We start from the raw sequence: 12,860 nt of genomic DNA, 5'->3' as shown, positions 1-12,860 counted from the left end.
GCGCAGGTTTGGAATGGGCTAGTATTTGCGCGCATCCTAGACTGATGTCCCAATAGTGGAAATACATCTCGTTGCAGATTGTCCATATACCGCCGACCAAGATCCCAATCGGTGTTTTGGCAATGGCTTATCGACATCTGACTTGCGCGTTGACTGAAGTGAAACTCTCTTTATCTCTACGTAGTGCAATTGAGGCGAAGACCAGGTGGCAAACATCTCAGACCTTACTGCCCGTGTGATTTTTGCGGTCTCGTCCGGCCTTAACCTGACCGCTACAATAGTGTTTGCCGATCTGTTTCGCGCGACCAACAAATTGGATGGCAAGCCCTAGTTTTCAAGAGGCTTCTTGGCCGAGAGAGGCGGCAATTGTGTCGCAAGCAATGGTGCAGGGAAAAGAAGCGTTGTCTTTGGTGACGTTGATGTGGCCGACATCGTAGTGGTATTAACAAGCTGGACATGAGGGCATTCATGCCGGCGCGGTCCGGACTTCTGAATGCGCGGCGGGCGACCGGTCACTAGGAACATATTGATGGCTTTCAGGAGTTTTACTCGGTTATTGAAGTGGTCGAAAACCTGTTGGTGATTGATGAAAACCGGGTTTCATGTTGTGGCGGCAGCGCCTCGGCGAATATTTGGGTACATCGGTTCCCGCCAAGCTCAGGGCGGCCAATCCGGCAAGGGAAACTAATCTGGAAGATCCGATACCATCGCCCGAGATTTGCATGAGGGCTGGTATATCGCATAGCCGGTTGAACTGGGCGTTCGAAACATACATCAAAAAAACGCCCACGTTGTATTGCTGGGATATCCGTTTGGATCGGGCACGCAGTTTGTCGGATTGTCTGCACTATGAGCGGGCCAACGGGTCGATGCCGATATTGATGCCGTGGCTGAAACGATCCGAAATCGCGATAGGCGGCGAGCTGGGCGAACAGGCCAGATTCTTCTACCCGCCGACGGTCGCAGTGAATGCCGACAACAATGCGGAGATTGCGTATAATGAGGTGTTCGGACCTCTTGTCACCCCGTCGCACATTGGCGAGGCGAAAAACGCTCGTCGGATCGCCAACGCCAGGCGCTATGATCTGGCTTCAACAGTTTTGACCAAGGATGTTTCGATGGCGATGAAAATGACGTCTCAACTGCGCTGCGGAAAGACCTAGTTTAAGAAGCATGAGATGCCCGCGACGGAAAGGTAATGGGCCGCATTGAAAGGCAAAGGCGTGGCTTGCAACATATCAGTCCCTGTTTTGGATACCCACACGTCAGCGCGTCTTGTGTTGGGTGTACGCTGATGCGATTGGTAAGAAAACGAGCGCTGGCTACCGGTGGCCGGCAAGGGATCGGGCGCGGGTCAGAATCCGAAGGGTTGTAGGACAACATCATCTGGATCCCGCTGGATGCGTTGGTTGCCAGCCCAGCCTTGGGTTTGACGCTGGGATAGATGCAACAGGGCTGAAAAAAACCCCGCCGCTTTGTTTTGGGGTGCCTGTTCGAACCCCCGCACCTGATGCCGCTGGTCGGGGTTCTGGGGAATGACAAAACCGCCTACGAGGTCATTGAGGCAGCTCAATCGTTCTATGAAAACCTAGGCACGACAACAAAGAAGTGTCTGGATACGTGGTCAATCTCTTGCATGCTGCGATTTGGCGCGAAGCAATCAATCTGGGGACAACGGGTCACGACGTGAACCGGCAACTGGTGGACAACGTCAAAGCTGCGGCATGCGGAAATACTCCGGCCGAGGTGTCGGAACAACGCGACGCTTTTTTCGTAACTCTGCAAAAGCCCGTTGCAGGTTTGGGTTGAGAACCGCCAGCTATGTAACCGTTTGCTACGACCAAATCGGATCTGGTCAACTGCTTTCGCCCATAACTTTGATGGCCCCCAGCAACCGCGCGATTTCCTGTTCCGTGTTGTAGTGACAAAAAGAAATGCGGATACAATCCGACAGGCCCAGCGGTGTAAGAACGTTGCCGGAATAGTGGTCAGCCTTTCGAGTATGGGTGCGAATGCCCTGTTGATTCAGTGTCTCGACCACGTCCTCGGATGCATGACCCTCGACCACGATTGACACCAGCCCTTCGCGTGCCGGGTTATCGGCGCCTGCCAGAATGGTCACGTGATCCATATCACTCAGCCCTGGCAGATTGCCGGTGCCGTTGATAGCAGTATCGGTCAAGTGGGTTTCATAGGCGTGAATGGCTCGGCCCGCAGCCTCGATCCGTTTGCGCGGCTCGGTCTCATCCGAAACTTCGCCACCGAGCCAGTCAAAATACGCTACTACGTCTGATACGGTTGCATACGATCCCGTATCGCGGGTCCCGAACTCCCACCCGGTTGCGGGTGCATCGATCAACATGTCATGTGGCAAAGCGCTGAGTTTGTCGGAGATCCAGGCGATGCCGTATCCGTGGCGGGAAAACACTTTGTAAGGTGAAATCGCGTAGCCATCGACATTGTAGGCGTCCAGGTCCAGTTGCCCGTGGGCCGCATGCTGAATGCCGTCGACGATTATCAAACAATCCGGTGCCACAGCACGGATCGCCGCGGAAATCGCGGCTACGTCCATGCCCATGCCTGTCACGGGCGACGCATGCAGGATCGTTGCCACTGCGACATCTGGCGTTATCAGCGCAGTATAATCCTCGGCCGTAACCAATCCGGTGTCGTTGTCGTGGGGCACATTAACGTACTCCAGCGCGGCGATTTCAGCCCAGCGACGTGCTGCGCTTCGGGTGGCCGGGTGCTCGATTGATGAACCGATCACTTTTGCACCTTTGGGGGCGACCAGACACGCGGTGCGGATCATGCGAAACAGCAGCTCGGTTCCGCTTTCACCTGCGAAGAACTGCCCAGAAGATGCGTTCATGAACACGGCCAAGTCGTCTTTGGCCTTGTTGATGACGCCTTGGGTTCCCTGACCTGCAGGATTTATGCGCCCCGGATTGTCCGGGATTGCTGCATAAAAAGCCGAGGTTTCAGCGACGGATTTCAATGTCAGTGCTCCGCCCGCATTCTCAAAAAAGATGCGTTCGCCTTGAAAGGGACAGGTGCCGACATGGGCGAACCGGCCGCGTATGGCCTCGATGAGGGCAGGGTTGTCTTGGATCATAGGTTTGTCCTGTGCTTAGTCAGAAAGCGGTTCACGATCGTGCGGCAGAGCTAGGCCACCGCGATAAGGTTTTGTCCGGAAAATCGTTGACGTTTTCATCATAGATTCGGCGAACTGAATTGATCAGGCCGCATGCAGCCATCCTGTCAAGCGACAACGCGACACGATCAGGGAATATTGCAGCTGTTTTACGCTATCGCGTCTGCTTGCTATCCAGTTTGCCTCGGAAAACCAGATCTTAGGAGGATTGGGGTGCGGAGGCATCTAATTTCCTGTAGATATTCACGGACACTTGGGACACTTCCTGTAAACTCCCTGAATTGGGGTGGAGGAAGTTTTGATGACGTATTTACGATGCTGCTGTCTGCGCTTGCTGCTCCAAACTAGCTAGGCACAATCTGGATGCGCTGTAGGACTGCATTACCAGTGACATCAATGACGCAGGCCACCTTACGCTATTGAAGTGAGCGGGAAAAACAAAGTGTCTGATGTGGTAGCTCTATTACAATTTTAGATGCAGTCAGTTTTTGAAGAAGCCACACCCAATCAGGCCATTGGCGTTAGCTTCAAGATTACCTGAAGGGTGCGCTGTCTTCTGCGCAGCTGCTATTTTTGCACTAACTCAGATTCTAGTGCAGTCCTCTTACTGGCCCGTGTTCTCGGCGGCTGATCGGGCTTCCTGCCGTTGGGCTTGTAACCCATCTTCTCGGAATTTGTCCTCACTTTAGGTTTTGGGGAGCTTGTTCTTGCGTATCCTTGATATGCGCCAGCACAGCCCCGAACCGCTTGCTCTCAGTGACTGCGGCGTGGGTGACGCGTTGGTCCATTTCGAAGATCCGATAGGGCAGGGCCCGGCCTTCCCAGCGCACTTCAAACCGGCTAGCCTCAGCTCTTTGACGAGTCGATCCTGGAGCGTGCGGTTGGCGCGTTAAACCCGGCCTTTGGCCTGAGAGTTGTTCGCGCACAGGGTCTCGATATTCAGCGCCTTTAGCGCACGGCCGAACTGGGTCATGCCAGCGCCGCCCTTGGCATCTTTGCTGGCCACACGGAACACCGTGTGTTTGTCGCTATAAAACGCCACCGGACGGCCATGTTTATGCAAATAGCTTTCAAGCATATCGATATAGCTGAAGGTGCTTTCTGACTTCACAAAGCAAAGTTCCATCAAGGTGCTGGTCGCGTCATCCATGAAGACGAGAAGGGTGCAGGGGTCGCCACGATCCTCGAACTAATGTTGATCGGAGCCGTCGATCTGGGTCAACTCACCACGGCATTCCCGCTGCAGGCGCGGCTGATGGAATGTTCGGTGCTGCTTGCGAGATAGCCAGCTTCAATCTTCCACCATCCAATTGCGCAATGTCTCATGTGAAGCCGTGATGCTCAGCTAACTTCTCTGCGGCCAATGTCGGCCCGAATTCGGACTAACTCTCTTTGACCAACATCAAGGCATAATTGCACTTCGTTTGTGAATCCACCCCGGCTACAACTTCAACTCATGCAATGGACGATATGGTAGGATGAGGCGAAGCGCGCGGTAATGTCAGCGAACTTCATTGCCATACGCATCACCGGCGACACCACACCGCGCACACTGATGAACAGACGCACCTCCGGCGAAACGAACCAGCCATCTTTGTCCAAGAAGTCGGCAATAAACTCGCCTCATGCCATGTATCCTGTTCCTGATTCAATTTGTTAGAAGATCATAAATCTCTGCAGAAACCCGAGCACGCTGACCGCTGTTTTTGGGGTTTCGTGGGGCGGCACATCACACTAAATACCCCCTCTAAAATCCGGTCGGGAAAACCAGTACGTGCTAAAATAGACATGCCGCCCACAATCTCAAAATGACATCAGGAGATTATTGAGTCCATTTTTTTCTTGGAAACTCACCGTTGACTCCAATGAAACAAGGCTTTTAAAGGACGTCCGGCATTCCCCAGGCTACAGATCAAAACTGACTGAACACCCTTGATAATTCCTTCTCCGACCGGCTTTGGCGGTCTCTGATAAACGAGTTGCCAAGTACCGACACCTACTGCCACAATCTTAACTCACCGAGGCTAAATTCCTAAAAACCGCAAATGCGGCCCCGTCCTTTCGCGAGTATGAGGCATTTGAAACTGGTGCAGCTCGCTGCAGCCATCCTCGAAATTGAACGGTGACGATCAGAGAACTTGACCAACATTGAGGTCACACCGTGCTAGAATCCCTGCATCAGCATATCGACCGCGACAGTGATCTGATCGAACTCGTCACTCAAGTCGCATACTTGGGACTTGAGGATTCCAACCGGTACTGCGGCCATGAATTGTGTGACCATAACGACTGACCCACCATCAATGTCAAAAACCGGATTGAGACGTGCCGCTGGCTTTGGTGCGTTTGACTTCGGTAGCAGCGGCACAACAACACGCGTATTCAGATCGCTTAGGAGGTCGGTCTGGACATCCAGAAGGTAGCCATCGCCGGATGGATTAGGGTAGACGTCGTATTTTGGCATCAGAACTGCCTGTAACGTTCCAGCGGAAGACCATGCCGCTCAACATATGAATTAGAACTTCTGAGTGCTGCAGCATTTTCGGCTTTCCAACGCTCAGACTTTGCTGCGATGACTGCGGCGCGCACGCCCTCCTCGGCCGCGCGGGACAGATTTACCTTCAGCGCTTTGGCCTCTGACAGCAACGCGCTATCGAGCGACAGATTCGTGGGCTTTCGCGTTTGAGCGTTCATTGTATTGCTCTCCCTATGCACGCACTGTATCGCTATGAAATATGCGCGTCAAATATGCGCATGCTTGTAATGCATGTTTCGCAGAATTGAACCGACTGACAAGTTCCATCAGCGATGCCATTAACCAGCTAACACAATGAAACGGTAGTATTGCAACATGCAGCGGCGAGAAACGACCCAATAGGCCGCTCACAACGAGGCTCTTCAATTCCCGACACGCGGACTTTGCCGACATTCGCCGCGCCTGCAAGCCATTGGGCAATACAAGGGAAAAAGTGCCACTAAATGACCTCAGTTTGGGTCGCGACGTTGGTCGAAGTGTCCTGGCCTTTGGTTGACTTAGGTCCGCATCATCACATCAAATGCCTTGCATCTCTGGGCTGGTCGGCCTTGTCAGGCGGTCGGCTGCCGGTATTCCTGTTGTTTTGTCAGCATCACCCAGATTATCCAGGCGCTCCGGATGCTTCCTGCCCATCAGCGCCCGTGACGTCATGCCGGTGATCAGGAGTTTTCGGATGTATCGGTCGCCTTTCTTAGTGATCTTGCCTAACTTTTCCTTTCCGCCGCTGGATTTGTTGAGCGGGGTCAGCCCCAGCCAGGCTGCAAGGTCGCGGCCGGTCCTGAATTGCTTAGCACTTCCGATGATCGCCACGATGGTGGAGGCGATAATAGGGCCGACGCCCGGCATGCGCATCAGGCGCCGGGCATCGGCATCAGCGGCGTCGGTCTTGCCGCGCTTTACATAGGGTTTTACATAGGCTGCTGGCATCAGGCGGACGTCATGGCCCAGCCTGCTGAGTTCACGGCCCCAATAGTGGACGGAGCCGCAGGCTTCCATGCCGACAACACAGCGCGGAAGTGTCTCGAAAAACGCAAGCAGCTTCGGGCGCCTGATCTGCTTGTTAAATATCTTGCGGCCAGCGGCCGAAATTCCATGAACCTGGAACACGTCCTTGGCCAGATCCAGTCCAACTGTTTTAACTGTCTTTGGGTGGCTCCTTTTCTAGCAGTCGGTAGCAACTGCAGTATGGCGCATCGCGACGCCGGTGGAGCAGGAGCCACCCACTCCACCCGCTAAAAACCTCGGCAATCTGTATTTGCGCGATGTTCCCAGAAAGGTGTTGTTATGATCTTTTCCAAAGTTGAATATGACCTCCCAACCAAAGGTGTCATTTTTGGAACGCAGACTCGCCGCCATACTCGCCGCTGACGTTGTTGCATACTCTTCGATGATGATCGAAGACGAAGATGCCACTTTGATGCACCTCAAGACCCATCGCGAATGTGTTTTTGATCCCAAAGTCAGCCAATACAAAGGCCGGGTGATCAAGTTGATTGGGGATGGCACATTGGTTGAGTTTCCCTCAGTCGTGGATGCTGTTAGGTGTGCCATCGAGATCCAGAAAGAACTGACGGTTCAAAACTCAGCGATAAAACTGCGCATCGGAGTGCATCTGGGCGACGTGATTGTTGATGAGGGCGATGTCTATGGGCACGGTGTCAATCTGGCGTCGCGCCTGGAAGCCGCAGCAAAAGTGGGCGGTGTTTGCATCTCTTCTATAGTTTATGAAAGCCTGGGAAACCTGATTGAAGAGACCTTTGAAGATGGCGGTGCCCAGCATCTCAAAAACATAACAAAGCCTGTCCAAATATACCATTTGGCACATGAAGGTTCTGAGAAATACGAGTCAAATCAAACTGGACGGGATAAGCCCTCAGTCGCGGTTTTGCCGTTTTCAAACGTAAGCGGCAATGCTGAGCAGCAGTTTTTCAGCGACGGCATTTCCGAAGACATCATTACCGGACTTTCCCGCTTTCGGACCTTGTTTGTGGTCGCGCGCAATTCGTCGTTTCGGTTTCGGGACTCAGATCTGGAGATTGGTGAAATCGCGGCAAAGTTGGGGGTACAATACCTTGTCGAAGGCAGTGTTCGAAAAGTCGGAAACAGAGTGCGTATTTCGGCTCAGCTGATCGCGGCTGACTCCGGCAAACATATCTGGGCCGAGCGTTATGACCGCGAACTGGAAGACATCTTTGCGGTTCAGGATGAGGTGACCCAAAGCGTCGTCGCGGTTCTTCCCGGTCGCGTTCAAAGCGACGTGGCCAACAATGTCTTGAACAAGCCCACAGACAAGATGAAGGCATATGAACTCTTGCTGCGAGGGAAAGCACTCCGAGATGGGTTGAACGCCGCCGACAACGCCACCGCCAAGGGATATTTTGAAAAAGCGCTGGCCATCGATCCCAATTACGCGCGGATCTATATGTATCTGGCCGACACCTATGTCGTCGACCTTTGGCTCGGTCTTGCCGACGCCGATGCCCCCTCCCAGGCATTGGAAATCGCGCGTCAGGGGGCGGCTTTGGACAACAAGGACGTCTATATTCAAGACCAACTTGGATATGCGTACCTATGCGCGGGCCTCTGGGATCAGGCCGATACGCAGTTTCAAAAGACACTGTCATTGATCGAAAATGAAGCGGAATCGATGGCTTGGTGCGGATATGGGTTTCTGTTGTTGGGGCAGCATGAAAAGGCCCATGGAATAGTTGTCGAGGCCATGCGACTTGACCCCCTGCACCCGCCTTCTCTCGATTGGATTATCGGACAGGTATATTTCTTTTTGGGTCGATATGATGACGCTGTCAGCAAGCTGATTGGCGAAGCACGGCTGAACTCATTGGCTGTTGCGTTTCTAGTGGCAGCCTACGCGCACTCGGGCCGACAAAAAGAGGCGGAGTCCTCGTTGCAAGCCTTTGTTCGACACCGCCATCAGGAGTTTTCAAGCCGCGGGATGGCAGTTCCGGAAAACACGTTGATTGCTCTGGCCGGTGGCTTTCAACCGATGTGGCGCAATTTGTCGGATTGGGAACACATTGCCTCTGGTCTGCGCCAAGCTGGTTTGGCAGGGTAGGCGACGCCCATTTTTCTATGTCTTCGGTGATTGGCCGTTGCCAATTTCCGCTCCTTGCTGCGACCTGCCGCTGATTGTACAAGATGTTGAGGGTAGTGACGGGTTTTTCGAGGGAACAAACCTCTGACTGGAGTAGACGTTCACCAAAACAGGACCCGACTGGTGCCCGTGAACCAGTACTTTTGATTTCGCGGCTCCTTTCCAATTGAGAGCCTCTCAAGATTTGGTCCCTTTTTCAGGGGATACCTCGGCCTCATCCAGATCCAACACCGCGGGGTCGATCATGCGCTTGTCAGCGCTCATCTTGACAGAGTTTCGCATGGCCTTGCTTTGCCGCAGCAAGCGTCGGAAACTTGCCTCGTCGAGCATAAGCAGCGTCGACGGTGCCAATGCCCGCACGTTTACGCGACGCGGCCGTTTCAATAACATGGCCAATTGCCCGAACATTTCACCACGACCCAGCCGCGAGGTGTGCCGGCCGAGTTCCACTTCGACCGCCCCGGAAGCAATGAAGAATACACTCTGGGCGAATTCGTCTTTGGAAATGATGGTATCACCCGCGTTGGCATATCGGGTCCGCAGCGCCCGGCTGAGTTTCCTAAGCGAAGACTTGTCGAGATCGGAAAATAGCGGGAACTGCCGGACCAGATCCCGTCCTTTAAGAGTGATGTCCAATTTCGGACGTCCTTCAGATAACGTACGTCGTGTCGCCACTTCCTGCATCAACACAGAATAAAGTTCTTCGCCCACAAGGCCGTCTTCGCGCATGACCGCATATTCACGTTCTTCAAGGCGCAACGCGGTTCGCTGGATGAATCGTCGCTCTAACTTTTCGGCATAACCGGGAAATTGCAGTCGCAGGCCTTCAAGCGCCGTCTTAACCGCCTCGGATCGACGCGCCAACACTTCATCCAGCAATTCCGCAACCCGGCGGCCATGGATCCGGCGGATTCGGCCGCGGACGAACCCATCTAGGTCCTGCAAGATCAGACGTTGCATGAGCAATCTTTCGAACCTGTCCGTTGTGATACGCGTGAGTGGGAACGAAATTCGAAGCCGATTGTGCAGAAACACGGCGATCCGAAAAGATCTGCCGTAAACGACCGACCGATTTGATGCGCGCTGATAGCCGATCCGCCCGCCAGTCCGTGCGCCTTCAATGAGCCGATCGGCGTCGGACAGAATCTTCTCACTTAGAACCGATGACATGGTGCGTTCCCGCATCCGGGCCAGAACAGAGTCCCGCTCTGCACCGGCCAGCGCGATTAGGCCAAGTGTGACCCGGTCACGATCAAGGATCTGCGCGCTGTCCTCGGCGGCCTTTACCGCCTCGTCCAGGCGTTCGCTAAACTGCTTGGCTTCGTTTCTGACGATATCGTGGGTCAGGTTATAGTTTTCTGCGGTGCGGGACACGTCCTCGCGAACCGATTGCAAGGCGACCGCGACCACCTGACGCGACAGGGCAGTATCAAGCGGAGAAAGCCTGTCGAGCCCCAATTTTGTGATCACCATGCGCAAAGTTGTACCCTGAACAATCAGTGTAAACAGCGTAAAGCCAGTGGCCAGAATGCCGACCAGGCGCTTCGTCTCAAGCGGGATATGTGTGCTTTCGGTGACGGCCAGCGCCAGAGCCAGCGTCACGGCACCACGCAGCCCACCCCACAGTATTGCGGTGCGATAGGGGCGTTCAACAGCGGGCGATAGTCCAATTGCTGTCAGCAATGGTAACAACCCGAACAGAATTGCCGCCCGCGCGAACATGGCGGCCAAAACCACCACAACCAGCAAGCCAAAATCAGACGGCCGCACCTCTTCCAGCAATCGCGGTATCAGCAAAGCGGCAAGAATAAAAATCAGCGCGCCGGCCCAGTGTGCCAGAAGGTCCCAAACCTCTTGCAGATTTGTCCAGGCGACCGGTGACAAACGACCAGGGCCTGTGAGGTTGAGCGTAAGCCCCGCAGCCACCACCGCAATGACACCCGAAGCCCCAACGCTTTGTTCTGCAACGATATAGGCAAGGTATGGCAGCGCGATGGAAATGGAAATCTGCGCCATTTCCCAGCGGTCGACAAAAGCCATCGTCCAAACCGCCATGCGCGCCATGAGCCAACCAGTGAGTGCTCCGCCTGCGATCAACAGCGGAAACTGCCCCACGGCTTCACTTAGCAATGGATTGGGTCTTCCGAGCATGACAAAGCTCATGAATAACCCGAACAGAGCCACAGCAGCAGCATCGTTAAGAAGGCTTTCGCCCTCGATTATTCGTGACAGCCTGCGCGGTGCCGAAATCGACCGGAATATACTGACAACTGCCGAGGGATCCGTTGTTGACACAATGGCGCCGATCAACAGGCAGGCGGCCAGCGGCAGCGCACTTGCCCAACTCAGCGCATAGCCAATTGAGAGGGTCGCGACAATCACTGCCACAACGGCCATCATCAGGATGGGCATCCAGTCATCCAGCATCCTGCGCAGGTTCATGCCGAGTGTCGCCTGAAAGAGCAGCGTGGGCAGGAAAACATAGAGGAAGACGTCTGACCGGATCGGCAGATCTATGATCGCCTGCGCCCCCGGGTTCAATGCATCCGTCAGGTCTGTGTCGAGAAAGAACGTCGCGCCAAGCCCGATCACTATCCCCAGGACGGCGAGGATAACGCTGTAAGGCAGGCGCATTCGCGCGGCCAGCGGTTCCGCCACGCCGATGACAACAAAAAGAGAAGTGATGATGGTCGTAACGACGACGATATCCATAGTTTCGTATTACCTGAGAACTCGAGTAAGTGGAATCCACTCTTAAAGCCGGATCAAACACGTGGAATCAATATGCGCACCTTCGCTCGTCCAGTCTGGGCCGCCTACGAATGCAACCTATTGGCACTAGTCTCAATGGCTTCGGCAATAGCCAAGGTACCCGCGAGTTGGACGCCGAGGTACCGGACCTTACCGTCCATCTTGGCGGGGCCTAGCAAGAGCTGGACCGATCTAAGTTTGCCGGTTTTCTTGTAGATTTGGGTGACTTTTGTGCGCCTCATTGAATGGATTCCGTATGTGCTTGCTTCAACGCCGATCGATGAGACCCAGTCTCAAACAATCCGCGCATTTTGACGCGTTGAGATGTGGATTCTGCCAGGCCAAAGATATTCCGAACGGATCATGAGTTCATCTTTCATCCATTTCTGAACAGAGGCACAGGTGCCCTCGGATATCTCGAAGCGCACAGGTCTCTGTGTCTTGCTTTGCAGTAGGGAAGCGCGTTCCTTGATCTGCCCCGATGACATGACATCGACCCCCTTCATCTTCTCCAGATCACAGCTGCGAAGTTTGCTGTCGATGGCCATGTTGCAGAGTGCAAGATCGCGATGGTTGTAAGCAAGCTCAAGGCGAACAGGGATGCTTTGGTTTCAGTGGGCGCTTTTGACCCACGATACGTCCTTTGTTCCAGACTGGGCGAAGTGCGCGAATGGCAGGTAAGTTTGGTGTTTCCATGACTGATCCTCCGATCCGCCATGCCCACCCACAACGACAACCCGACATTGACGCGATCCAATAACACAGGATGCTGCGCAATCGACGAGCGGTGGTTTTGGCGCCGCCCGCGTATTCTTTGGGCCGTGACAACTGAGCGACTACGGTTGCTCCGGTTTGACTAAAACGCCCTCAGCCAATTGCGTACTTCCGCCACGATTCGGTGTATCAGCGCAATCTGCGCCGCGGACCCACCGAAACCATCATTCTTCTCCTGCCATCCAATGTAACATTTGTCGGAATTGTCCTTTACTCGAGCAGCTTGAAATCTGATCTTCAGCATTCTTTGGTGGACAGGAGGTTAACGTGACAACAGCTTGCAAAGACCTCTGGCACCGATAGCTTGGCTGTTGTCTGCATGGATTGCGGATCAAGCTGCAAGCCGCCACCGCGCCCCACATCGGAATGGATCACATAGCCTTCATCCCGAAGCGCGCTGATATCGCGCAGCACGGTGCGGCGGGACGCGCCCACCTCATCAGCAAGGGCGTCAATAGTGGATGTACCGGTTCGGCGGAGGGTCCGCACAATCGCTTCATGTCTGAGTCGAACATTCATTCTGACAGGATAAC

Annotated in this window: 9 protein-coding genes and 4 pseudogenes; 5 read left to right on the top strand and 8 right to left on the bottom strand. The window is 54.2% G+C overall.

From position 1 onward, the window contains the following. The first annotated feature begins 205 nt into the window (after window positions 1-205). The 4 genes and pseudogenes from AC2FGC_RS17390 to AC2FGC_RS17375 all read left to right on the top strand — a co-directional run bounded on the left by AC2FGC_RS17390 (window position 206) and on the right by AC2FGC_RS17375 (window position 1,809). Entirely contained in the window at window positions 206-331 is a 126-nt protein-coding gene (locus AC2FGC_RS17390) for a hypothetical protein (protein WP_496783004.1), read from the top strand. Window positions 332-722: 391 nt separating this feature from the next. Beyond that, window positions 723-1,163: an aldehyde dehydrogenase family protein gene (locus AC2FGC_RS17385; protein WP_496783003.1), complete on the top strand. Its 441-nt coding sequence runs from the start codon at window positions 723-725 to the stop codon at window positions 1,161-1,163. 311 nt (window positions 1,164-1,474) lie between these two features. After that, window positions 1,475-1,690 (top strand): annotated as a pseudogene (locus tag AC2FGC_RS17380) (hypothetical protein); the annotation flags it as partial. Continuing rightward, window positions 1,609-1,809: a hypothetical protein gene (locus AC2FGC_RS17375; protein ID WP_496783001.1), complete on the top strand. Its 201-nt coding sequence runs from the start codon at window positions 1,609-1,611 to the stop codon at window positions 1,807-1,809. The pseudogene AC2FGC_RS17380 and the gene AC2FGC_RS17375, both read left to right, overlap by 82 nt. Before the next feature lie 46 nt (window positions 1,810-1,855). Here AC2FGC_RS17375 and AC2FGC_RS17370 read toward each other — a convergent pair whose 3' ends face one another. The 5 genes and pseudogenes from AC2FGC_RS17370 to AC2FGC_RS17350 form a co-directional block, all read right to left on the bottom strand. Continuing rightward, window positions 1,856-3,115, bottom strand: coding sequence for an aminotransferase class V-fold PLP-dependent enzyme (locus AC2FGC_RS17370; RefSeq protein ID WP_496725014.1), 1,260 nt, complete (start codon window positions 3,113-3,115; stop codon window positions 1,856-1,858). A 931-nt stretch (window positions 3,116-4,046) separates the two neighbouring features. Continuing rightward, window positions 4,047-4,536 (bottom strand): annotated as a pseudogene (locus AC2FGC_RS17365) (transposase family protein); the annotation flags it as partial. 782 nt (window positions 4,537-5,318) lie between these two features. Then, window positions 5,319-5,618, bottom strand: coding sequence for a CcdB family protein (locus AC2FGC_RS17360; RefSeq protein ID WP_496782999.1), 300 nt, complete (start codon window positions 5,616-5,618; stop codon window positions 5,319-5,321). Next, window positions 5,618-5,848: a type II toxin-antitoxin system CcdA family antitoxin gene (locus AC2FGC_RS17355; RefSeq protein ID WP_496725008.1), complete on the bottom strand. Its 231-nt coding sequence runs from the start codon at window positions 5,846-5,848 to the stop codon at window positions 5,618-5,620. The genes AC2FGC_RS17360 and AC2FGC_RS17355 overlap by 1 nt, the downstream gene beginning before the upstream one ends. Before the next feature lie 358 nt (window positions 5,849-6,206). Next, window positions 6,207-6,815: a transposase gene (locus AC2FGC_RS17350; protein WP_496725220.1), complete on the bottom strand. Its 609-nt coding sequence runs from the start codon at window positions 6,813-6,815 to the stop codon at window positions 6,207-6,209. A gap of 208 nt (window positions 6,816-7,023) precedes the next feature. Here AC2FGC_RS17350 and AC2FGC_RS17345 point away from each other — a divergent pair, with 208 nt between their 5' ends. Further along, window positions 7,024-8,763: an adenylate/guanylate cyclase domain-containing protein gene (locus tag AC2FGC_RS17345; RefSeq protein WP_496782997.1), complete on the top strand. Its 1,740-nt coding sequence runs from the start codon at window positions 7,024-7,026 to the stop codon at window positions 8,761-8,763. Window positions 8,764-8,979: 216 nt separating this feature from the next. Here AC2FGC_RS17345 and AC2FGC_RS17340 read toward each other — a convergent pair whose 3' ends face one another. From AC2FGC_RS17340 to AC2FGC_RS17330, 3 genes and pseudogenes are all read right to left on the bottom strand, one after another. After that, window positions 8,980-11,514, bottom strand: a complete 2,535-nt coding sequence (locus tag AC2FGC_RS17340; RefSeq protein ID WP_496782995.1) for a cation:proton antiporter — start codon at window positions 11,512-11,514, stop codon at window positions 8,980-8,982. A gap of 104 nt (window positions 11,515-11,618) precedes the next feature. Beyond that, window positions 11,619-12,249: pseudogene (locus tag AC2FGC_RS17335) on the bottom strand (tyrosine-type recombinase/integrase). A 357-nt stretch (window positions 12,250-12,606) separates the two neighbouring features. After that, window positions 12,607-12,846, bottom strand: a pseudogene (locus tag AC2FGC_RS17330) (HTH domain-containing protein); the annotation flags it as partial. Between the last annotated feature and the right edge of the window lie 14 nt (window positions 12,847-12,860).

It is taken from the genome of Ruegeria sp. CDSC054 (assembly GCF_059610645.1).
This window is presented reverse-complemented; position numbering and strand designations above follow the sequence as displayed.

Excerpts from the sequence above, each read along its gene's own strand:
- AC2FGC_RS17340 (WP_496782995.1), bottom strand. The coding sequence starts at position 11,514 with ATGGATATCGTCGTCGTTACGACCATCATCACTTCTCTTTTTGTTGTC.
- AC2FGC_RS17360 (WP_496782999.1), bottom strand. The coding sequence starts at position 5,618 with ATGCCAAAATACGACGTCTACCCTAATCCATCCGGCGATGGCTACCTT.
- AC2FGC_RS17370 (WP_496725014.1), bottom strand. The coding sequence starts at position 3,115 with ATGATCCAAGACAACCCTGCCCTCATCGAGGCCATACGCGGCCGGTTC.
- AC2FGC_RS17355 (WP_496725008.1), bottom strand. The coding sequence starts at position 5,848 with ATGAACGCTCAAACGCGAAAGCCCACGAATCTGTCGCTCGATAGCGCG.
- AC2FGC_RS17385 (WP_496783003.1), top strand. The coding sequence starts at position 723 with ATGAGGGCTGGTATATCGCATAGCCGGTTGAACTGGGCGTTCGAAACA.